At 61.1% G+C, this 21,623-nt stretch carries 16 protein-coding genes and 2 pseudogenes; 5 read left to right on the top strand and 13 right to left on the bottom strand.

What is annotated here, in order from left to right:
- Positions 1–91: 91 nt before the first annotated feature.
- Entirely contained in the window at positions 92–1,012 is a 921-nt protein-coding gene (locus GR138_RS25990; RefSeq protein ID WP_160862173.1) for a DMT family transporter, read from the top strand.
- 383 nt (positions 1,013–1,395) lie between these two features.
- On the opposite strand, the pseudogene GR138_RS30685 reads toward GR138_RS25990, so the two are convergent.
- A pseudogene (locus GR138_RS30685) lies at positions 1,396–1,617 on the bottom strand (hypothetical protein); the annotation flags it as partial.
- Between GR138_RS30685 and GR138_RS25980 the strand changes: the two are divergent.
- Positions 1,586–1,864, top strand: a pseudogene (locus tag GR138_RS25980) (ISNCY family transposase); the annotation flags it as partial. The pseudogenes GR138_RS30685 and GR138_RS25980 overlap by 32 nt on opposite strands.
- Before the next feature lie 288 nt (positions 1,865–2,152).
- On the opposite strand, the gene GR138_RS25975 reads toward GR138_RS25980, so the two are convergent.
- The 8 genes from GR138_RS25975 to GR138_RS30680 all read right to left on the bottom strand — a co-directional run bounded on the left by GR138_RS25975 (position 2,153) and on the right by GR138_RS30680 (position 9,634).
- On the bottom strand, positions 2,153–2,992 hold the full coding sequence (locus tag GR138_RS25975) for a transporter substrate-binding domain-containing protein (RefSeq protein ID WP_160862171.1): 840 nt from the start codon (positions 2,990–2,992) through the stop codon (positions 2,153–2,155).
- A gap of 32 nt (positions 2,993–3,024) precedes the next feature.
- Complete coding sequence (locus GR138_RS25970; protein ID WP_160862170.1) at positions 3,025–4,185, bottom strand: alanine racemase; 1,161 nt, start codon at positions 4,183–4,185, stop codon at positions 3,025–3,027.
- Entirely contained in the window at positions 4,182–4,937 is a 756-nt protein-coding gene (locus GR138_RS25965; RefSeq protein ID WP_160862169.1) for an ABC transporter permease, read from the bottom strand. Before GR138_RS25965 ends, GR138_RS25970 begins: the two co-directional genes overlap by 4 nt.
- A gap of 9 nt (positions 4,938–4,946) precedes the next feature.
- A complete protein-coding gene (locus GR138_RS25960; protein ID WP_160862168.1) occupies positions 4,947–5,624 on the bottom strand; it encodes an ABC transporter permease in 678 nt (225 codons plus the stop codon).
- Positions 5,621–6,370, bottom strand: coding sequence for an ABC transporter ATP-binding protein (locus GR138_RS25955; protein WP_202402866.1), 750 nt, complete (start codon positions 6,368–6,370; stop codon positions 5,621–5,623). Before GR138_RS25955 ends, GR138_RS25960 begins: the two co-directional genes overlap by 4 nt.
- A gap of 155 nt (positions 6,371–6,525) precedes the next feature.
- Positions 6,526–7,428, bottom strand: a complete 903-nt coding sequence (locus tag GR138_RS25950) for a helix-turn-helix domain-containing protein (protein ID WP_160862167.1) — start codon at positions 7,426–7,428, stop codon at positions 6,526–6,528.
- 572 nt (positions 7,429–8,000) lie between these two features.
- A complete protein-coding gene (locus GR138_RS25945; protein WP_160862166.1) occupies positions 8,001–9,257 on the bottom strand; it encodes an MFS transporter in 1,257 nt (418 codons plus the stop codon).
- A gap of 125 nt (positions 9,258–9,382) precedes the next feature.
- On the bottom strand, positions 9,383–9,634 hold the full coding sequence (locus GR138_RS30680; RefSeq protein WP_246200734.1) for a helix-turn-helix domain-containing protein: 252 nt from the start codon (positions 9,632–9,634) through the stop codon (positions 9,383–9,385).
- Positions 9,635–10,535: 901 nt separating this feature from the next.
- On the opposite strand from GR138_RS30680, the gene GR138_RS25935 reads away from it, so the two are divergent.
- Positions 10,536–11,522, top strand: a complete 987-nt coding sequence (locus GR138_RS25935; protein ID WP_160862164.1) for a class I SAM-dependent methyltransferase — start codon at positions 10,536–10,538, stop codon at positions 11,520–11,522.
- A gap of 94 nt (positions 11,523–11,616) precedes the next feature.
- Positions 11,617–11,991 carry an SMa0974 family conjugal transfer regulator gene (gene rctB / locus GR138_RS25930; RefSeq protein WP_160862163.1) on the top strand — a complete coding sequence of 125 codons (375 nt, stop codon included), beginning with the start codon at positions 11,617–11,619 and terminating at the stop codon, positions 11,989–11,991.
- A gap of 86 nt (positions 11,992–12,077) precedes the next feature.
- Here rctB and GR138_RS25925 read toward each other — a convergent pair whose 3' ends face one another.
- Positions 12,078–13,049, bottom strand: a complete 972-nt coding sequence (locus GR138_RS25925; RefSeq protein ID WP_160862162.1) for a quinone oxidoreductase family protein — start codon at positions 13,047–13,049, stop codon at positions 12,078–12,080.
- A 69-nt stretch (positions 13,050–13,118) separates the two neighbouring features.
- Here GR138_RS25925 and GR138_RS25920 point away from each other — a divergent pair, with 69 nt between their 5' ends.
- The gene (locus GR138_RS25920; RefSeq protein ID WP_160862161.1) at positions 13,119–13,985 is read left to right on the top strand and encodes a LysR family transcriptional regulator; all 867 of its coding nucleotides are present in this window, start codon (positions 13,119–13,121) and stop codon (positions 13,983–13,985) included.
- A gap of 220 nt (positions 13,986–14,205) precedes the next feature.
- On the opposite strand, the gene GR138_RS25915 is transcribed toward GR138_RS25920, so the two are convergent.
- The 3 genes from GR138_RS25915 to traA are packed head-to-tail and all read right to left on the bottom strand — an operon-like array spanning position 14,206 to position 21,600.
- Entirely contained in the window at positions 14,206–16,677 is a 2,472-nt protein-coding gene (locus GR138_RS25915) for a BID domain-containing T4SS effector (protein WP_160862160.1), read from the bottom strand.
- 2 nt (positions 16,678–16,679) lie between these two features.
- On the bottom strand, positions 16,680–16,949 hold the full coding sequence (locus GR138_RS25910; protein ID WP_160862159.1) for a hypothetical protein: 270 nt from the start codon (positions 16,947–16,949) through the stop codon (positions 16,680–16,682).
- 31 nt (positions 16,950–16,980) lie between these two features.
- Positions 16,981–21,600 (bottom strand): Ti-type conjugative transfer relaxase TraA, encoded by a 4,620-nt coding sequence (traA, locus tag GR138_RS25905; protein ID WP_160862158.1) that lies wholly within the window; start codon positions 21,598–21,600, stop codon positions 16,981–16,983.
- Positions 21,601–21,623: the final 23 nt, after the last annotated feature.

Below are 21,623 nucleotides of genomic sequence, written 5' to 3'. Positions count from 1 at the left end.
GATCCTGCCAATTTATGAGATTGCTGTGGCAATCTTCGCAAGAAACTGCCCTTCTGGCTGTGTCATCTTGCTTACAGCAGAGGATGTCACCATGTCTATCATCACCAGCCCGCAAACCGATGCCGGCCTTTTCCGGCCGTCCGCCTCCGGCAACCTTGCCGGTTATGCCGCCATCGCGGTCGCCGTCGCGATCTGGGCGGGTTTCGCGCTGTCGATCCGCGCTATGGGCGCCTCCGGCCTGACCACGGCGGATGTCGCCCTCATTCGCTACGGCATGCCGGCGCTGCTGCTCTGTCCCTTCATCCCGTCGCGCTGGGCGATGCTGCGTAAAGTGCGTCTCAGTGATGCGCTGATGGTGTTCGCCGGCGCGGGACTGCCGTTCTTCTGGATCGCGGCGGCCGGTGGTGCGGCCACGTCCACGGCCCATGTCAGCGCGCTGATCGCCGGCACGGTTCCGGTTTCCGTCGCACTGGTGACCTTCTTGCTCACCGGTGCGCGGGTGCCGGTGCGGCGCATGGGCGGCCTTGCTGGCATCGTCCTTGGCGTTGTCGCGCTCGCCTTCGCCCAGCCGCAGACCGGCCACGGCGATATCGGCCGGGGCGTGGCAATGCTGCTGGCGGCAAGCTTGCTCTGGGGCGCCTATACGGTCGGCCTGCGCCGCACCGGGCTGGACGCCATCGGCTGTACCCTGCTCGTCACCCTGCCCTCTTTCGTCATCCTTGCCGGGCTCTTCGCCTTCGGTCTGGTCACGACGCACTTCGGCAGATTCAGCCTCGGTGAGGCCATGCCCTTCGTTCTCGTGCAGGGCCTTGGCGTCGGCATCGTTTCGACGCTGAGCTATGCGATGGCCATTACCCGGCTCGGTCCGGCCAGGAGCGCCGTGATCGGCTCCCTCGCCCCTGTCCTTGCCACGCTCGGTGCCGTTCCTCTGCTGGGCGAGGCCCTGACGCCGGTCGTCACCGCGGGCGTCTGCGCGATCACTCTCGGCGTCGTTCTCGCCAATCGCGCCTGACAAGCGCGTTGCCCGTTACGACGGGCGGCGCATGGGAACCGGAATGTCCACAGCCTTTTCGTCCGCCAGGTGCTGATGGCGCGGACCTGCCCTGGAATCGGGTCGCCGAGATAGGTTTCGTGGCCGGGCAGTCCCATCTGATAGAGCGCGTCGCGCGCTGCCTCATAGGCCGCGCTCTTGTCGGTGCACAGCTTCACGCGCATATCCACCGGCGCCATTTCGGTCCGGTTTTGCACAGCTTCCACGGCGCCGGCCGTGGGCGGCAGGCGGTCGTCGAAGGCCAGCGTGAGGTAAAGGGCGGAGCGCTCGTTGCGCTCCCGCTCCGTGGTTGCTCCCATGATGACGACCATCACGCGCTTGCCGTTGCGCGTCGCAAGCCCAACGAAGTTGCGGCCGGAGGCGCAAAGAAAACCCGTCTTCATGCCGATCGTGCCGATGAAGCGGGTCAGAAGCAGATTGTTGGACTTGATCTCCTTGCCGTCGATCGTGACGGCGGCGGCCTGGAAGAAGCGGCGATATTCCGGGAATTTCCGGTCCGTCTCCAGGCCGAGGATCGCGAGATCGCGCGCGGTCGTGCTGCGGCAATGGATGACCGAGGCTGGCATCTGGCTTTCTCGCCGGGAAGGCAAGAAACGGGTTTTCCAGCCACGCGGCCGACGTGACCGCTTTGGCGAGCTGGTGCAGATCGACGGTTCGCATCACTGGTGGTTTGAGAAACGCGGCCCCAAATGCGCCCTGCTCGTCTATATCGACGACGCCACCGGCAGGCTCTTGCATCTTCGCTTTGCCGGATCTGAGAACACGTTCGACTACCTTCATGCGACGAAGGCCAAACTGCAGCAATGGGGCAAGGTCAATCCCTTGACCAAAGCCTGATCAGAAAACCATACTTAGAGGTGGCTCACTTCTCGGTGGAAAAACCGGCTCAGTTCTGCGCGGAAACCAACACATAGTGGCGCCGAGAATTGCATTTCCACGAATTGCTTTGATAGCCGTGGTCGAGAGGCCCTAAGCGCGTAGGTTGAAGGGTCACTGGTTCCGCAAGGTGCGCCAGTACTTAGTATCTTATGGGGACAAATTGTTGCCCCAAGCGCGAGACGCGGCTACTCACGCCAACGTCTCGCGAAACTCGAGCCCAGGCTATCGCGTGACCAAGTCCGCGCCGAACCATTTCAGACTGATCGCCTTCAGCGTGCCATCTTCCGAAATGGCCTGAATGGCGCCGTTGAACTTTTCTGTCAGAACCGCGTCATCTTTCCTCAGACCTATCCCGACGCCGGGTCCGAACACTCCGCCCGAGATGCGCGGCCCGTAGAGTTGGGCCGAGTCTCCATCATTGGATTCCAAGAACGCCTTCCAGACGGAAAAGTCCGCCAAACCGCCATCGATCCGACCAGCTACGAGATCAAGATTGAGGCTGTCCTGCTTGTCGTAGCTGCGAACCTCGACAGCGTCGCCAAAGTAATCCCTGACAAATACCTCAGCGTTTGTAGAGCCCTGCACACCGATTGACCGCCCTTTCAGGTTTTCCTTCAGGTCCGCCAAGACGCGCTTGCTGGCGTCCGTTTCTGTTGTCAGATCGAGCTTCGAGGCGCTCTCCATCGTCGGAAGGTCGACCGCTTTTGAAACAACGAAATAGTTGGAGGTCAGTGCATAGGGCTCCGAGAAGGAAATGACCTGTTTGCGCTTCTCGGTTATCGACATTCCGGCCATGATGGCATCGTATTTTCCGACCGTCAGCGCGGGAATGATCCCATCCCAGGCTTGGGTGACAAATTCGCATTTGAGGTTCGCCCGCGCACACAGCGCTACGCCGACATCGATATCGAAGCCAACTGACTCCCCGGACGCATCCACCGAGTTCCAGGGAGGGAAAGCCCCCTCCGTGGCAATTCTGATCGTCTTGGCATCCTGGGCCTGGGCCATTCCGGCCAAGATACTCAGAACGACGGTAAAGACAGTGATTTTCAGGATGTTCATCTGGTTCCCCTTTCTGGGTTTTCGATGTGGTTTCAGGTGTAGATTCTCGGAATGTGATCGCGCAGGCCCGCATAGATGCCGACGACATCGGTTCCCCAAACCGCCGCAATTTCCTCATGTGTGATGACTTCGTCTCCCTGCCTGCCGAGCAGCACGACCTTGTCACCGAGGCGGGCATCGGGAGCGTTCGAGAGATCAATTCGCACGTGTTCGAGATGAGCCGGCGGCAAGAGACGGGCTCGCGTACCGCCTACGAGCGCTTCAGTACCAGGCGGAACCTGCCGGGGGAGGCCGTCACCCCATCCCATGCCAAGAACACCGAGCTTCATCCCCGACCGAAAGCCTGGGAGGTCGGGGACCGGACCAAGAGAGGCATCGACGTGTTTAACAGCGACGACCGTAGTGCAAATCGTTTTCAATGCCTGTTGCAAGACAACACGGCGGACAGGTGCATGACTTTCCGGTAACCCAACAAATAGCGCACCCGGATCGACAGCGTCCATGTCCATTTCCGGATAGGTGAGAACGCCCTCCGTGCTCGACATCATGGCGACCACGGGTCGGTCTCCACGCACCTCGGCCTCGGCGAGGATCGCCCGCATCCGGTGGAATTGGATCCCCGCATCGGATGATTTTGAGGTTGGAAGCTCGCTCATGTGTGCATAGATTCCATCGACCTGCACGTCGGAGTATGCGTTCGCCGCCGCCAGCAATGGACCTGCATCCTGTGGCGATGCCCCCGCACGAAAGAAGCCCAAGTCGACCTTGATGAAGACGCGGGTCTTTGTCATCGCCGCGCGCCAACGCTCCAGTTCATCGACGCTGGAGACGCTCACCGTGAGGTCGAGCGCTTCGATCATCAGCCCCGCCGCTGGCAGGGCCCCGGGGTATAGAAGGATGTGCTGTCCAGCCCCCATCCTTCGGATCGCCATGGCGTCGAGAAGCGACGCTACCGCGAACCCAGCAACCCCCTCCACCGCCAGCGCGCGCGCCACCGGGCCGGCACCACAACCATAAGCGTTCCGCTTCAGACACGCATAAATGCTGACATTCTGGGGAAGCAAAGATCGCAGTTCGCGATAATTGTGCCTGATTGCCCCCAGGTCGATTTCGTACCAGCTTCCTCGCAGTAGGGCCGCCTCTGCACAACCGAGGTCATAACTTTCAATGAAAGGCGCCAGGAGAGCGGTCATCGCGATACCTTTCCGATTGCGTAACCCTCCGAAGGTGGGATGTTCTTGCGGTTGTCGTTCTCTGCACGAGCGCGACCTTGGTGGCTGGTGATACCTCGCTCCAACCGACCGAAGAGATGGACGACCACGAATGTGATACCCAGATAGATCAGCGCCGCCGAAATAAAGACCTCATAGGGTGAGAAGGTTTGCGCGACGATCTTTCGCGCTGTGCCCGTCAGCTCCATCATCGTGATGGTGCTGGCAAGCGAACTTGCCTTCAGCATCAACACCACTTCGTTCGCATAGGCTGGCAACGAGAGACGAAAGGCGACAGGCAGAACAATCCGTCTGGTCCGCAACGCGTAAGACATGCCCAGCGCCTTAGCCGCCTCGATCTCACCTCGTGGCACCGCACGTATGCCACCCCGCAAGATTTCGGTCGTATATGCTGCATGGTTGAGAGAAAACGCGATCAGCGCGCACCACCAAGGCTCTCGCAAGACCGACCAGACAAAACTCGTGCGTATCCACTCGATTTGGCTCGCGCCGTAGTAAATCAGAAAAATCTGGACCAGGAGCGGCGTTCCGCGAAATGCAAACGTATAGAGTAGGACGGGGCGCGATAGCCCAGTAGACCCTGACGCACGCATCAGCGAAAGTGGAAGTGCTATGATGAGCCCAAGCAGGACGGAAGCTGCTGTTAGTTGGATCGTCAGGAGCGCTCCATCGAGCAGAAGGGGCAGAACGTCGAAAATAAGGTGCCATTCCATGTCGATTTCTCAATCTGCAACGCGGACGCCGCGATTTGCGCGCCGCTCGAGCAAAGTCAGCCCAGCCAGCGATACGGAGGTGAAGAAGAGGTAGAGACCTGCAGCGACTGTGTAGAAGGTAAGTGGATCGTGGGTTGCACCCGCTGCAACACCGGTCTTGCGCATCAAGTCTTCAAGCCCGACCACGGAGATGAGGGCGGTGTCTTTCAGCAGCGTGAGCCATAGGTTTCCGATGCCTGGCAATGCGTACCGCCACATCTGGGGGAAGATCACCAATCGCCAAGTATGCACCTTCGACAAGCCGAGCGCATGCGCCGCCTCGATCTGGCCGGCCGGGACGGCACGGATTGCGGCCCTGAAAACTTCTGTCGCGTAGGCGCCGAAGACGATGGTCAGTGCAAAGACGCCGGCAGCGAAAGCATCGATCTCGACGTAGCGGCCGAACGCCGCGGTCATCGCAACAGTACCGCCGAAATAGAGGATAAGGATGATGAGGAGTTCGGGGACACCGCGAATGATCGTGGTATAGACGTCCGCCAGTCGCCTGAGGGCATGGAAGCGGCTGAGTTTTGCCATCGCTCCGCAAAGACCGACACCAATCCCGAGAACCAGACTGGTTGCCGCTACGCGCAAAGTCGTTATCGCCCCGGCGGCGATCTGATCGCCGAAACCTTGCAGCTCAATCATTGGTGCAGCTCCGTTGCTTGGGCCGAGAGGAACTGCTTCAGTCGGAATGACGCAGGATTGCGAAACACCGCTTCTGGTGCGCCCTCCTCTTCGACCCGGCCCTGATGGAGAAAGACAATGCGGTTCGAGACCTGCCGCGCGAAGCCGAGCTCGTGCGTAACAATGAGCATTGTCCGGCCTTCATCTGCGAGCGAGCGGATTACCTTCAGCACCTCCCCAACGAGTTCAGGATCCAGTGCCGATGTCGGTTCGTCGAAAAGGAGGATTTCAGGTTCCATCGCCAGAGCGCGTGCGATTGCGACGCGTTGCTGCTGGCCGCCAGAGAGATGAGCTGGATAGGCGTGCCGCTTGTCGGCAAGGCCAACTTTCGAGAGAAGCTCCTCCGCGCGTTTCCACGCTTCGGCTTTAGCTATGCCCCGAACATGGATCGGTGCTTCAACCATATTCTCCAGGACTGTCATGTGAGACCACAGATTGAAGCCCTGGAAGACCATCCCGAGCTTGCAACGCAGCGCATTGATTTCCCGTTGTGCTACGATGCCTGAGCGTGCGTTGATATGGCGTCCACCGACCCAGATCTCACCTTCGCTCGGTTCTTCCAGAAAGTTCAGGCACCGAAGGAGCGTGCTCTTCCCGGATCCGCTACTTCCGAGGATCGAGATGACGTCGCCGCGTTTCGCTGTGAAGGACACCCCTTTGATGACTTCGAGCGGGCCGAAGCGCTTCTTCAGCTCCACGACGCGCAGAGCAGTTCGTTGCTCCGCGGCATTGTCACGAGCGTGATCGTCATTTGATGGCAGGTTCACTAGCAATCCCTCGGCTTGTCTTTTGCCGAGGATGCGACATCGGCCCGGTCAGGGCTTGCAGCGAATTGACGTGCATGCGAAATCTTATCGGAAAATCATTCGACTGATTTATCCAGCGACGAGCCGCGAAAATCTTGGGGCGTCGTACCCGTCTCACGCCGGAATGTATTGGCCAAATGGCTCGAGCTGGAGAAGCCGCAAAGGAGCGCCACTTCGGTGATCGGCATCGTGGAAAAGCGAAGATACTCCTTCGCCCGCTCGACCCGCCGTCGGACGATGAAGGCGTGGGGCGGGCATCCGAGTGTTTGCTTGAATGCCCGGCAAAAATGCGGGATGCTCAACCCTGCGATAGCAGCAAGCTGACCCAACGACAGGTCGGAGGTCAGATCATCATCGATTTTCTCGATGACACGGTTCAGGTTTGTCGCTGCCAACCCGCCTTTTCGGGTCGTTGCGACATATTTCTGGCGGCGGAACAGTTGCGCAAACATCGTGGCCACGTAGCTTTCCACGACCATGGTGCTGAGCGGATTTTGATCACCGATTTCCTCGCCGATACCGCGCGCGGCGTTCATAATGATCGTATCCTCGCAACCAAGGTCAGGTGAAAGGGTCGGTAGCATGCTCGTCGCCATTCGAGAAAAGACGTCCACCACAAACACTGGGTCGATCGTGATCGAAAGGTAAGCCGCCGTGGAGGCCCCAACCTCCCACCCTTTCCAGTGACACCCGGCGGGAACGAAGAGGACGGCTCCGGGCCTGCGGGAGACGAAGCCCGTCCGCCTTTCGTCAAGGAAGTGTTCGCCGCGTTCGGTGTTCCCTTTCAGGTTCAGGAGGATGAGGTGGCGGTCCGACTTGACCGCGATCTCTTCCGCTTCAAGGCCAGTGCGGCGGACAAGATCGGCCTGGACGTGGCGCCAAGTCCTTTGCTCATGGACAATCGTCCGGCAGTTGCCGGCCTTGAATCTGGGGGGTGGGGATGTCGCCTGGACCTTCATCGGTCACCTCCCCCCGTTATGCGCGGTGACGTATCAATCGACCAGCCAGATTTGGGAAACACGGCGGCGCCACAAGCATGGTGGCCCAGACTGCTCGAGGTGGAGAAATAGACCTTCTCAAGGTGGCCGCACACCGATCCGATCGGCATTGTAAGCCACACGCCTTGTTGCTGTTCTGGGTGCTGCATCGATATCCCCGGGAAGAGAGTTTACCGCGGTGCGTCCCCGCGAAACTCGCTAAACCTCCGAATGATCGGGGAGTTAGTAACTGTCCGTGACAGCCCCATGGCCTTTAGCTCCGAGGAACCTGGACATACGCCACAGGCTCCCCGACCCAAAAGGTCGCAGAGTTCGGTGCTGACACAACCAGCACCAGTTGCACGGAGGGGTTACTAAGCCCCGAGGCAGCACGTACTGCCTCACATCCGAAAATAGAGGAAGCGGTATCACTTCGCTAGAGACATGCGATGAAAAATTGCGTGCAGGACTGGGATCGCGGCACGATTGTTGAATTCTGGCACTACTCAGCAGACTGCCGGCCTAGGCGGACACGACGAGTTCGTCGCGTTTAATCAACCCGGTAGCGTCGACGAACCTGGTGTACGCGGAACAACTTCATTGGGATGTTCGCCGGAATCCCGCTCAAAACCGACATTCGTCCCTTTTCCGGAGAGAAGCATGAGGACGACCGTGCCGATGGCAAGGATCACTCCGTAGGCGAGAAACAGCGACGATGGCGGGACGTCGTCGGCGACCACCGACACGACCGCGAAGAGAACAACGCCCAGGAGAACACCGACGCTGTGGAGCACGCCCTTTGCCCGGCCGAGCGTTGCGCTCGAAACGCTCGATTGGATCATGACTTCAAGCGCCACTCTCCCGAGATTGTAAAGGGTGCCCAATGTCGCAAACGCGATGAGGGTAAAGGGCGGATCGAGTGCCTTGAGCAGTGCAAAGGACATCGCGCTTAGTCCAAGGATAGCGAACTGCAAGGCGGGAACTCTCGCTGCATGTACCAGAGGAATTAGAAGCAAGGCACCGAGGACCGATCCAGCCGACCAGGAGCTCTCGAGTTGCCCGAAGTCGATCGCATTTCCACCGTGTTCATCAAAAACAAAACTCGGGCCGATCACGCTGACCAGCATACCGCCGGTGTAGAGGAGAGCATAGATAGCGCCCAGACAGAGGAACTGGAAATCGATGACGAGTGAGCTCGGCCGCGCATCCTCAGCCCCTTCCGCAGGATTTTTCCCGTGTCGGACAACACGCATAATGATGGCTGAAAGAGCGAACCCGATGGAAATAGCGCCGAATGTGACCATGGCAGTTGACGCGTGCAAGAGGACGCCAACGATCCCCGCTGCAACGAGGCTTCCAGACTGCATCAGAAAAAATGTCATTGAATTCGCTGTTGCCAGCGAGAATTTCGCGCTGATCGACGGAATCATGGATTGCGACGCGGTAAGCGCGACCCGATCACACGTTGCGAAAAGCACCGCAGATAACCATATAGCCCACACCACATCCGTCGCCATCAGGACCGTACCCAAGGCAGCCGCGGCCACGACACGCATGGTCTCTGCAATGACATAGAGGTTGCGCCGATCGAAACGGTCGGCAAGCCAACCGGCGGCCGGACTGGTGACGAGTTCCACCAAGCTAATGATTGCGAAGAAACCCGCGACTGCGCCGCTGCCGTGTCCGGATGCGATCAGGACCCAAGCACATGCGATGTGGTAGCCATTGCGTCCCACGGCGGATGCAAACGTGCTCGCCAGGAACCAATTGAACGAGCGCGTATTGCGAACGCTGGGGTCTGGCGTTGCCACTGAGCATGGTCGGGGCATTTTTCTTCTTCACGATTGGAGACCCGGTTGAAATAGCCAGTTGCGAGCACCGTCGCTTCCGAATTCATGCCGGGTTATCACAATCGTGCCAAAAAATTTGCGGAGCTTCAGCTCCGCCACCTTCGACGGAACTCCAGCGGCCCCGTCCCATATGCCCTCTTAAAGGCATAGGTAAAATGGCTAGAACTCGCGAACCCGCACTCGAATGCGATGTCCGTGGCGGAAAGCTCGGTCGTGCGAAGACGATCGACGGCTCGCTCCAACCGACGCGCAGCGACAAACGAGCGCGGCGACTTTCCTGTCGACTGTTTGAAAGCGCGGAAAAAATGGCGGCGGCTTACGCCGATTTCTGCGGCCATCTCGTCCAGGCTCGGTGGATCACCCAGCCGAGCCTCGATGATGGCGACAACGCGCTTAAGGTCGAAGGACGAAAGTCCGCCCTTTGCCGGCTCTGGTCCAAGACCGTTGAGCCGCACCATTTGGATGAAGAGCTGGATAGCCTGACTTTCCACCATGATCACGCTAATCGGGTCGGGGTTCTTGAGTTCAGCCGCGATCCGCTGCAGACATGCCTCGACAACAGTGTCGCGAAATCCTATTGCAGGCCGCAAACACGCAATATGCTCGGCTCCGATTGCGCGATCGATAAAAGCGGCATCTATGGAAACGAAGAGATAGGAGCCCGTTTCGTCGCCCTCGTCCCATCCGCGCCACTCACTGTGTGCTGGCAGGAAGACCACCGAACCGGGCCGGCGCGGCGTGAAGGCAACACGCCGTCCTTCGACAAAATCCTCACCCGCTCGCGCCTCGCCCTGGAGGTTTATCAGAAAGGAGTGCTGCTTTGCGGAAACATGTGTCTCCTGGCGGGCCAGACCAGTTCGTTTCACGATATCCGCTCGCACGACACCCCAATTGAGATGCTGACGCACAATTGAACTGTGGTCCGAGCGACGCGCTTCGCCGGGGTCAAAATCACGTGTTTCCGTCAATAGAGGTCATATCCCACGTCATTTAGGTTCGACGGTTATAAAATGATCTTGGGTTGCCGAACAATGAGGCGCGAACCCATGGTTGGCCGATGATGGCACTCCGATGAAAAAACGGCATGCCGATGAAAGCGCGCCGGAACACACAAGCCTACCACTAAGCTACGGCATCGCTCGAAGCTGATCCTTACTAAGTCAGCAGAACTACTGAGGAATTTCATTCGCTTGGTTTGCGAAGCCGTACCCTTGTGTTCATCGGCGTAGGTGTATTTCGATGCAGGATTTTGACGACTTCTTCAGTGAATGCGACCGTGGCCCGCGGCTAAATCAGTTGGCTGGCTTCTTTACAGAAACCGCTGCCGGGAAAAACGGTATGCCAATTCGCAAACCAATCGTTGACACGCGGTTATTCCCCAACGACACGCTGCTTCACCGCTTTGTCGACCTCCACGCGCGTCGCCAGGGGTTCTTCGACCAGCACTACCATAGCAGCATCCCGTACCGTCTTGAGGAGGAATGCCGTATGGCGCACGCCCTCTTCCGATACGCACAGCTCAGCCCCGCCGATGTGCTGCTCTATAGCCTCGGAACGGCCGAAGGTACGATGGCTCGCACCCTGTCGGAATTGAGCAATGGAAAAATTCGATCGCTGTCCTGCAGCCCGAACGAGGAGAACTTCAAGTGCTTCATGGCATTCGGCGAACCATCCAATGCAAACTTCTTCCTCGGGCCATTCCACCGGCTTTCAAAGGATCACCTTCGGTCCGACGAGAGGCTTAGACACTTTGCAGACGGGTTCGATTTCATTCTGGAAGACACGACCTTCCAGATGTACTCGCCGAACCGCAACAAACAGATCGAATTCGTTGCCCATCACTTGAAGAGCGATGGAATCCTTCTCCTTCTCGAGAAATTCCGCACGTCAAATCCGCGCGACTACCAGACGCGTGAGTCGCAAAAGGATTTCGGGTTCAAAACACGCTTTTTCCCGGCCGAGGAGATCGAGAGAAAGACCAAAGATGTGCTGACCACAATGCACAACAGCGAGGTGACCCTGGCCGAAATGGCGAACGCGGTCTACGCCCAGTTCAAACATTGCGTCATCACCTGGAACAGCGGCAATTTCTACGGCCTTGCAGCCAGCAACAGCCAGGAAAACCTGTGGCGCTATCTGTCGTTGATGGTCGAACCCGCAATCCCGGCGGAATACGTCTACGAGCCGCAACCCTATACGGAACTTTCAAAGGCGGCGGGCGGCTGACGACAACCACCACCGTCAGAACGCAATCTCTTCCTGTGCGCTTGTCGGGCGGGGTCACCCCTCGTCCGGCGCTACTCTGAAAGCGGAGGCTCCCGTGAAAAATCCTGCGAACCAATACATAGCCGAGACATTCGTCTCTGTCGCGGACGCAAAATGCGTTGTCGACCAACTCTGCGCGCGATGCTGCTCTTACTGCTCGTCGATCGACGCAGTCGGCGTTGATCGGCTTCTCGCCTTCGAGGACGTCCGCGCAACACTAAGCCCCGCCGACGGTGGCCTCCAGATGCGCGTTGAAGGCAGGAATCTGATTTCGTTCTACGGCGTCCGCATGCTGTTGCAAGGTCAGCTCGACACTGTCGCAATCATTGCGGGCACGGCTGTCGAATGGGAGGCCGTCGAACCTAGCCAGCGGCGGGAGGAAGTGCCCCCTCACCAAGCCGGCTATGCCCGACGACGAAGCCCGAGTTGACCTTCTCACGCACCGAGCAGCCCGTTCGTCATTACCTGCAGCGAGGGAGTCGATGATTGCTCGTCAAGCCGCTTGCCGCCTATCGCTCAGGGCATCAAGAGAATGCTGCCGCTCGAGCGGCCGGTTTCCATTCTGGCATGAGCCGCCGCGACCTCCTCCAATCGATATTCTGAATCGACCTGTGCAACGATACCGGCTTCGATATCGCGTAGGGCTGCGGTTGCCGTCTCCCGGTAGCGGTCGACATCCGCGCACCAGGCCATGATGCTCGGATGCGCGAGAAACTTTCCAGGCCGCAGATTCTCGACAGCGACGGGCGGGATCGGCCCGGCGGCCTGGCCGATTGTCACCGCTATCCCGAAGGGCCGGACGGAATGGAGGCTCTTAAGCAGCGTATTGCCGCCGATACCATCATAGGCGACATCAACACCGTTCCCATCCGTCAGTGCCTTCACCTCCGAGATGAGATCGGCATCCCGACCGACGAGGAGATGATCGGCGCCGGCGGCCCGCGCGAGAACCGCTTTCTCCTCGGACCCGACGGTCCCGATCACGACAGCGCCCCGCGCCTTGGCGCCGCGGGTCAGGATCGTTCCGAGTCCGCCGGCGGCGGCGTGCACCAGCACCACATCACCGGCGCCGACCTTGTAGGTTTTCTCCAAAAGCATCTGCGCAGTCATGCCCTTGAGCAGAGAACTGGCGGCGGTTTTCTTGGAGATGCTATCGGGAAGCTTGACAACCCTCTCGGCCGCGATCAGCCGTAGCGAGGCGTAGGCGCCGACCGGCGGCCCGGCATAGGCAACCCGATCGCCCTCTCTAAAATCCCAAACACCGGAACCGACCGCCTCGACAACGCCCGCCGCTTCAGCCCCGATTACCGCAGGATTGGTCGGTAAGGGGTAGATACCCTTGCGGTGATAGACATCGAGGAAATTCGTGCCGATGGCCTGGTGACGGATCAGGATTTGGCCCTCTCCCGGTTCGGAAACGGTTTGCTCCTGGATTGCGAAGCGCCCATGCTCACCGGGTGAAACGAGCAATACGATTTTATCTGACATGAAACTGTCTCCTTCTTGGAAACAATCTGCCCTGTAGCCCGCTGATCATAAATTCCCTATTCTCGCCCAATGACTGGGAAAGAATTCACACGTTTGGATTGGGACGATCTGCGTCATTTCCTAGCGGTGGCGCAGGTAGGAACATTTCTCGGCGCAGCAAAACGTCTCGGCATCGAGCACGCAACCGTCAGGCGGCGTATTGTGGCGCTCGAAACGAGGCTCGGGCGAAAGCTTATTGATCGTCGTGGCCGAAAGATCGTCCTGACACCCGATGGTGATAAGGTTGCCGAACTCGCTGCCCCGATTGCTCTGCAGGCAGCGAGTATCGAGCAGCTGGGGCGGACCAGCTCGAACGAACTCCAGGGCGATATCCGTATCAGCGCGCCGCCGGCGCTTTCCAACACGCTGCTTGCCAGGCCCATCGTCGACCTTCGCCACCAACATCCGGGCATTCAGATCACTCTCGTCGGCGAAAAGCGCTTTGCCTCGCTGAACCGGCGCGAAGCGGATGTCGCCGTCCGCCTATCCCGTCCCGAGGAGGGCGAATACGCGATCACCAAAGTCGGCGCGATCAGCTTCGAGTTTTATGCCGCGGACGAATACCTGGCCTCGACGCCCCCTGAAGACTGGTCGTTCATCGGCTATGACGAGTCGATGAAGGCTGCACCGCAGCAGACCCGTCTGATGGAATTTGCAGCGGGCCGCCCAATCGCCCTTCGCTCGTCCGTACTGGAATTCCAAACCGCGGCGGCGCGAGCCGGCGGGGGTGTCGTCATGTTGCCGGATTTCGCGGTGGAACGCATGGAGGGTCTTCAGCGTATTGACAGCGGGGCGCCATTGACGCGGGAGATCTGGCTTGTCGTGCACTCCGAGATCAAGGATGTCCCCGCGGTGCGCGCTGTTGTGGAGACGCTGAAGCAGGCATTCCGCCGCTAGACGATATCGTGCACGGTGCGGGCAAAAAAAATCGGCCATCGGAAGCCGTGGCCCATGAAGTGTGGAGATCTGAACCTCCAGAGGGGAACAGCTGATGCGGCGGCACTGGGAGGAAAAAACCGCGATGTGCATCAACTGCGAGCATAATGCCCGTTTCCTGGGCGGATGAACATCATCCATGGTGCAATGCAGCTATGCAATTCCCCGGGTGCGACCAGACTTAGCGCCGCATCGCCAACTGACTTGTGCGCGAAACCTCCCGGTTTTGTCTGACGGTCTTCTCCTGCAGCACGCGCGCCTGCTCATGGACTTGTTGCAATGATGCCGCCTGTTCGCGCGTTGCGCCGAGCGATAAGGCGAGCCGCGCGACATTTCCCTCCTTCAGGTCCGCCTTGTCTGCTGGCGATAGCCGCCTGCTGATCGCAAGCGTCATCGTCTCCAGCTCGCGACGAAGGGACGGTTCGCTGTTCAAGCGACGGATCTGATCGTGACCGTCGCTCCTCAAGACTTCGGTGAGGTTCGCCGATGGCGCCGGGATTTCGACCCGCTGCCGCGCCTGCGCCTCACCGTGCTGGGTCACGATCTGATGGCGCTCGAAATCCACGGTATGTCCGTAATCCGCGAGCGCCACCGCAAGCTGAGGCGCATGGGCTTCGGCTGACTGCCGCGCGGGACTTGGCCCCCGCAACCAGCCTTTCCCTTCCCCGGCCAATTCGCCCAGGCGGCCCTCGCGGACATCGTCACCTGCGGCCGCGCCGCTTCGCGCATCGTGGATGCTCACCACCGACGACGCCACCGCGTGGCTATTGCCGAAGACCAGCCGGGAAAGGTTCTCGATCTCGGCGCGCTTGTCGGCGAGGCGCGCGGAACCGTGCAGCCTGTCGGCGATCTCCTTCTCGGTCAGATCGGGAAGATCCCGACCAGCCACTAGCACGTCGGGGCGACCGGCGCTGCGCCCCAATGCCTGGCCCACGCCAAGACTGCGCTCGTTATCGGCGATGCCACGAGCAAATTCCTCGGCCGCGCGCCGCCGCTCGGCGTCCAGCCGTTCATGCCGCGCGGTCTCATCGAGGATTGCCTCCATCAGGGCCTTCGCCCGCGCCCGGTTTTCGAGATCGCCCGCCCGCAGCCGCAGGTCGTCCAGCACCGCGCGGAACGGTTCACCGCGTTGATCGACGATCGAGGTGGCAATCGCGGTCCTCTCGGCAAGCGCCATGTTCCGATCCAGGCGCTGGCGGGTGCGGGCCACCGTCGCGGCGTATCCCGGCTCCACGATATCGGACATCGCGGCGCTGGCGGACATGCGTCCGGACGCGACAGCGTTTGCTGCTCGCGCCAACGTCTTGCGCATGCCGGCGACCTCCAGCCAGGAATCGACCACATTGGCCATGCGGGACAGGCGGCCCGTTCGAGCGAAGACATCGCGATCGACGGCAACCTGGTTAAGCCCCACATCGAAATGCTCGGTCAGCCGCTTGCGCTCGCCATTCGGCATTTCGACAGCGAGATCGGCCGGCAGGCGATGGGCGGCGGGAAACTCTTGGGCGCCGCGCTTATCCTGAACCATGGCGCGTGTTGCGACGATCGTGCTGTCATCGGGCAAAAGGCCAAGGTCGCGGGCGGTTTCGACGAGTTTCAATGCCATGTAACTTTGCGACAACCGCCCGAGTGCATGCGCCTCGATGTTGCCGATCGGGCGGCGCTCTGCATCGCGCAGCGCATTGTCGTAGAGCTCGACGAACATGCCAAGTGCGTCAGCGCGTGTCTGGAAAATCGATCTTCCGCGCCGTGATCCATCGTCGCCATCCGCCTCGTGCCGTTGCGCAAGCAGATGGTTCACATCCTCGGCGGCTCGTGTTCTGACGGTCGCTATGCGGTCCTCGGGCGCGCGCCGCTCTTCCATGCGGGCGAGAACGTGGTTCCAGTCGTCGGAGAAGCGCTGCAGCTCGCCCCGCGTCATTGGCCGCGTTTGCTCGCGCTCGAGTGCGGTCCACGCCTCGGGAGGACGCGTCCAACCGGCCGGGCCTCGCTTATTATCATAGAGGATCGTCCCGCCGCGGGTACGCAGTTGGACACGGTCGACGAGGTTTTCCGTTTCGACCTTCTCGAGGCTGACGTGCAATCCCGCGACAGCCGCATCGTGAACATGCTGCGGCGGAATACGCGCCGCGTCGCCAGCGTGCAGCATTTCCTCAAAACGAAAATGGTTTCCCTGCCAACTGACCCGTGGATTGACGGCGATCGCTCGAGCCTCTACCTCGTAACCGGCGGCGCGGGCCATGCCGATAACGCGCGCGACATTCTCCGGTGTCCGCATCGTGGTTTCGAAAACGATGTTCACATGGCGCTCGGCGGCCGCCGCCAGCAGTTTCTCCGTCCACCGCCCGGCGTCGGCCTGGGTAAACTGCGATGCAGTTTCCGCATCCTGTTTCTGAAACGCACGAAACTGCGGGTGATAGGAGCGCAGATCGTCGCCGACGATGCGGATCGTCGGCCCCGATTGGTCGAGCTCCGCATGGCTTGCGATGAGAACCGCCGTCTTGCCAGCCCCCGGCTGGCCGCCGAGCAGGATCATCCGCGGCCACGCCGCCGCTTTCATAGTTTCCGGCAGATAGTCTGGAAGGATGTCGCTGCGGAAAATGCTCTCATTCCGCGCCAGTGAGAGCGGGCCGGATATCTGATCCTCCGCCATGATCAGAACTCCGCCCAGAACCGGGCGTCGTCCCTCACGCGTGGCCCCCAGAGCGCGATGACGCTCTCGACAGAAGCGCGATCGGCGACGGTGAGGCTTTGCTGGAGGGCGATCAGTTCTCGGCGGCGCGATCGCAATGCTTCGGCAGCGTCGGGATCGGAGGCTTCGAGCTCATAGACGCGCGCCGTGACGATGGCGCGCGCCTGGTTGAGGATTTCGATGGCGATCTCGGCGCGGACGATCGCGTCGTAAGAGACTTCCTGTTCCGTCATGCTCTTCTCCTTTTCTATATCGTCGGAATACTCACCGGATGACGCCCCGGCCGCGGTCGATCGCGCGGCGCTGGCATTCCGCTACTATCTGCTGGCTGCTGCCCATGCGGACGGTCTGCTGCAAGATCTTCAGGCGCGCCTGCATCGCCTCGAATGGGCGGCGCTGCGCCGGCGACATGCGGTTGATCACGTCCTTCTCACCGCGCAGGATCGCATCGCGGCCGAACCGGAGATCGAGCGATCGGCTGACGCCGGCAAACTCCTCCCATATGCGGGGGTCGAGCGATCCGGCTGCAATGTTGAGCTTGGCGTCCTTCTTTTTCATGGCCGCCGCCAACCCGCGCAATGCCTCGTCGGCCGCCGGCGACAATCCTGGAATAGCGACGCCCATTCGTTGGCGTTCTTCGGTGATTGCCTGGGTCGCGTTGGCAAGTGCTGTGGCATAGGACGCGTCCAGCGACCGGACGCGGCTCTCCGCCTCGGGCACAGCCTGAAGCGCCTCTTTTCGCTCGCGGCCGACAGCGAGCAATCTGTCCATGATGCGATCGGAACCGCGAAGCGCACCATAGGCCGCGGGATCGTTGGCAACGGCTGCCGCGATCCGCTCGCCCGAAAAACCTTTCACGATCAGGGTCTCGATCTTGTCGACGGCGCCGGCGGGATCGCGCCAGATGCGCCCTGCCGTTCCGGCAAGGGCGGCGCGATTGTGACCGTAGTGGGCAACCTCGCGTGCCCTCGCCCGCGCCTCGTCTTCCACCGCGGTCTTGAACTCCGTCACCGCGGCAAGCATCGGCAGCACGGCACTCGTCTCCTTCCCCGGCTCGACGCTGGCGCCGGCGACAACCTTTGAGCGGTCCTTCTTTTCCGCAAGATGCTGTTCCTCGGCAAAGCGGCGCACAACCTTGAAGAGCCGCGCCAGTTTTTCGCGTCGATCGGACGCAAGATGGTCCGGCATGCGCTCGACCATGTTGCGCTCGGCAATGGCATCGGCCTTCTCCGTGAAGGCGGACCATCCGAAGCGCGCCGTCAGCGCCTCATTGACCGCCTTGACCTCCTGGACCAGCAAACGGTCCTCGACAGCATAGGCGAAGGCGGTCTTGTAAGCGTCGGGTCCGCCGCGCTCGCGGACCGCCTCGATTTCGACAAGACGCGCCATGGCCGGTTTCGAGAGCGCGGGAACCGACAGGGACATATGCGCCCGGCGTTGCTCCTCCCGGATGCCGAAGCGTTCGGCCTGACGGCGGAATTCCGTCGCATGCGACCGGGCGAGCGGCAGCAGATCCGACAGGGCCGCCATCACGGCGTTCCGCTCGTCCCGCGCGGCGCGACCATCGATCAGATGCTCTGATCCATGCAGGCGGCCGAGACGCTGAGGCGTCGCGGCAATATCCTCCGCAAGACGGCGCGGCTCAATTCCCGCATCCGACGCCAGTGCATTTAGCCTGGCCAGCGCACCGTCAGGATCGCGATAGATTTTCTCCAGGACCGGGCGAAGAATAACCTCCCGCTCCCGCCAGCGATCGGACGCCAGTTGCGCCCGGCGGGCTTTCTCCTCGATGCTGCGGACAAATCGCGTGGTCGGCGAGATGAGATATGGTCGATCATCGGGAATCTGCGCCGTGGCGGTTTCGGAACGCGCCTCATTGTAAGAGACGCTCTTCTCGCGCTCGATGGCGAAGCCGAGCGCCACGCTGGCGCGCTCCCACAGCTTCGCCACCTGCCCCCGCTTCTCCGCAAGCCAAGCCAGCCGCTGGCCGACTCCCTCCTCCATCCCGGCCCCGACCTCGGCAGCCAAGTCGATGCCGCGGCGACGGGCAAAGTCGCGCGCATGCGCCTGGTAGCCAGCCTCGCTCTCGAAATCGAGCGTCGTCGTCTTCGCGCCCGACCGGCCGAGACGTTCGACCATCTGCTTGAACAGTTCGGGACGATGGCTTTCGCGCTCGATCCGCTCCTGGCGGGCGCCAGCCGGTTCGACCAGCTTCGCCGTCCAGATGTTGCGTTCAACTTCGCGTTTCTCTGTACGCTTTTCGCCAGTCTCTGGATCTGTGACGACGACATCCACATTGACCGTCTCAACGCCATCCTTGCGGAGCGTGACCGTGTCGCCTTCCGAAACGCCGCCCTTCTCCAGCGCCTTCGGCAGGCTCACACCCCAAAGACGATGGACCATCCCGTCGTCGATCTTCACATCAGCATAGGAGCTTTCGTCGGTATCCTCATCCTGCGGCCGGAACTTCGCCTCACCCGCCTTGACTAGTTCACCAGTTACGCCGGCAGCGTGATCGGCGCGCGGCCTGCGCCCCCATTCCGGCTTTGCCTCGAAATCCTCGCGCGCCGCATAGAGCGTTGCCTGATCGCGATGACGGGTCATCGACACATAGGTCAGATGCTGGTCCATCATGCCGGTGGCGAGCACGAAGGTCCGGTCGACGGTGGCACCTTGGGATTTGTGGATCGTCGCGGCATAGCCGTGATCGACATTGCGATAGCTGTCCTCGCTGATGACGACGTCGCGCCCATTGGCGAGACGGACCGAGAGCAACGGACCACCCCGCATGTCGCCGGTCGCAACGACCGTTCCGAGCATGCCGTTCTTCACATATTGCGGTCCGCGGCGGCGCGCCCGCGGTTCGAGGAAGCGGGCGTTTTCGAGAAAGATGATGCGATCGCCGGCAGCAAATTCCCGCACGCCGCGCTCGGTCTGGAATTCGCGTGCGGCGGTCAGCGCGCCGGCCGCGTTCATCACGTCGCGCAACTCTCCATTGAGACGCTTCACATCCTCATTGGTATGGGCGAGCACCAGCATCTCGTCGCCGCGCAGCCTGCCGTCATGACCTTCCGCCTGTGATCGCGCGATTGCTTCCTCGCGCGCCACGCTCCAATCCGCAACGATCCGCTCGATGACATCGACGCGCTGCTCGGTCTCGACGATCTGTCCTCGCTGCGCATAGGCGTCCAATCCCTCCTCGACCTTCCCGCGGGCGAAGAGACGCGAAGCGTCGCGTGCCCAGGCCTCCCGCTGGCGGCGCACACCAGCAAGCTCGGCGGAGCCGACCCGTTCCGATATGGCGCGGAATGCTGCACCGGCCTGGATCGGCTGAAGCTGCATGGCGTCTCCGACCAGAACGGCCTTTGCGCCGGCATTCTCGACCGCCATCAACACACGCGCCATCTGCTGTGACGACACCATGCCGGCCTCGTCGATGACAAAGACATTGCCGCGCTCCAGGAGATCTCGGCCGTTCTCCCAGGCCAATTCCCATGAGGCGAGCGTGCGCGACTTGATGCCGGAACTGTCTTCCAGCCCCTCGGCCGCCTTGCCCGAAAGGGCAGCGCCGAAGACGCGATGATGTTCACCCTCCCAGGCAACGCGCGCGGCGGCGAGCAAGGTCGACTTACCCGCGCCGGCAAGACCCACGACGGCCGCGATCGCACTATCGCCGGTGACGTGGCGGACGGCGGCGACCTGTTCCATGTCTAGCTTGAACGGCCTTTCCGGATCGGCCGTTTCGACCTGACGCACGGCCGCGGCAACCTCCGTATTGGCGATACCAAAGCCGTTCCGCTGAGACAGGACCTCCGCAGACTGCGCCATGTCGTATTCGATGCGCAGGATCTCGCGCGTGGTGAAGACGGCGGGCTCCGCCACCTTGCCGGTCTGCCGATCCACCTGCTGCGGCTTCAACAGAACCAGATCGTCGGACGCCATCAGGCGCGCGCGAATGTTCGCGAAGTCCTCGGGATCGTCGACATAGCGATGCAGCGCCTTGGCGATATCCTTCTCATCGAAGGTGGATCGTTCGTTGGCGAGCTGCTTTAGCAGAAGCTCGGGCTCGGCAAGCAGCCGGTCGGCCATATCCTGCCGCCGTGCCAGATTGGCGGGCGCGAAATATATCTCGATGCCCTTGCGGGCAAGCGCCGCCTTTTCCGGGCCGAGGTGCTTCTGGGCAATGCCATCGAGGCCCTGTTCGGCATAGGAGCGACCGTCGAGGCGGATGTCATGACCGGCGAGCGCAAGGTGTCGATTGGCCGTTTCCGCCCAGCCGATCTTCCACCCCTTCATGGTTTCCTTGTCGCCAGCCCAGAGCTTGTAGACGATCTTGCCTTTCGGCCGGTCCGGTGTGACGACGCGTAGCGGCTCGCCGTCGGCATCGAGCACCGGTACCTTCTTCGGCCCGAATCCCTCCTCCGTCAGCGGCCGCAGCGCCGTCATCAGATGGATATGCGGATTGCCGTCCTTGTCGTGATAGACCCAGTCGGCGATCATGCCCTTCGAGGTCAGATTGTCCCGGACGAATTCCTGGACCAGGGCGATGTTCTCCGCCCGCGTCAGCTCCTCCGGCAGCGCGATGATCAGTTCGCGGGCAAGCTGGGCGTCCGCCCGCGTCTCGAAGGCTTCCACCGCATTCCATAGGGCCTCGCTCGCGGCCGCAACGCTCTTGCCTTCGATAGCGATGCGCAGCCAGGCCGGAACCTGATCAGGCAGCGCCAGCTCCTCATGCTTCAGCTCGGCTGCACCGCCGCGATAGCTGAAGGAGGTTCCGACCTGCTCGTCCATCATCCGGGCGCGGTGACGGTAGGCGGCGGCCGAGACGATACTGCGTCCCGCTCCCCTGCTGATCACCTGCGCTCTGATGAACATAATCGCCACGTCTGTCTCCCGATCATCCAGGC

The organism is Shinella kummerowiae (genome assembly GCF_009827055.1).
In the GTDB taxonomy this organism is placed as follows: Bacteria; Pseudomonadota; Alphaproteobacteria; order Rhizobiales; family Rhizobiaceae; genus Shinella; species Shinella kummerowiae.
This window is presented reverse-complemented; position numbering and strand designations above follow the sequence as displayed.

Coding starts and splice junctions, on each gene's coding strand:
- GR138_RS25920 (WP_160862161.1), top strand. CDS start 13,119: ATGACTGGGAAAGAATTCACACGTTTGGATTGGGACGATCTGCGTCAT.
- GR138_RS25915 (WP_160862160.1), bottom strand. CDS start 16,677: ATGGCGGAGGATCAGATATCCGGCCCGCTCTCACTGGCGCGGAATGAG.
- GR138_RS25910 (WP_160862159.1), bottom strand. CDS start 16,949: ATGACGGAACAGGAAGTCTCTTACGACGCGATCGTCCGCGCCGAGATC.
- GR138_RS25975 (WP_160862171.1), bottom strand. CDS start 2,992: ATGAACATCCTGAAAATCACTGTCTTTACCGTCGTTCTGAGTATCTTG.
- GR138_RS25960 (WP_160862168.1), bottom strand. CDS start 5,624: ATGATTGAGCTGCAAGGTTTCGGCGATCAGATCGCCGCCGGGGCGATA.
- GR138_RS25970 (WP_160862170.1), bottom strand. CDS start 4,185: ATGACCGCTCTCCTGGCGCCTTTCATTGAAAGTTATGACCTCGGTTGT.
- GR138_RS30680 (WP_246200734.1), bottom strand. CDS start 9,634: ATGGCCGCAGAAATCGGCGTAAGCCGCCGCCATTTTTTCCGCGCTTTC.
- GR138_RS25935 (WP_160862164.1), top strand. CDS start 10,536: ATGCAGGATTTTGACGACTTCTTCAGTGAATGCGACCGTGGCCCGCGG.
- GR138_RS25925 (WP_160862162.1), bottom strand. CDS start 13,049: ATGTCAGATAAAATCGTATTGCTCGTTTCACCCGGTGAGCATGGGCGC.
- GR138_RS25950 (WP_160862167.1), bottom strand. CDS start 7,428: ATGAAGGTCCAGGCGACATCCCCACCCCCCAGATTCAAGGCCGGCAAC.
- GR138_RS25965 (WP_160862169.1), bottom strand. CDS start 4,937: ATGGAATGGCACCTTATTTTCGACGTTCTGCCCCTTCTGCTCGATGGA.
- GR138_RS25990 (WP_160862173.1), top strand. CDS start 92: ATGTCTATCATCACCAGCCCGCAAACCGATGCCGGCCTTTTCCGGCCG.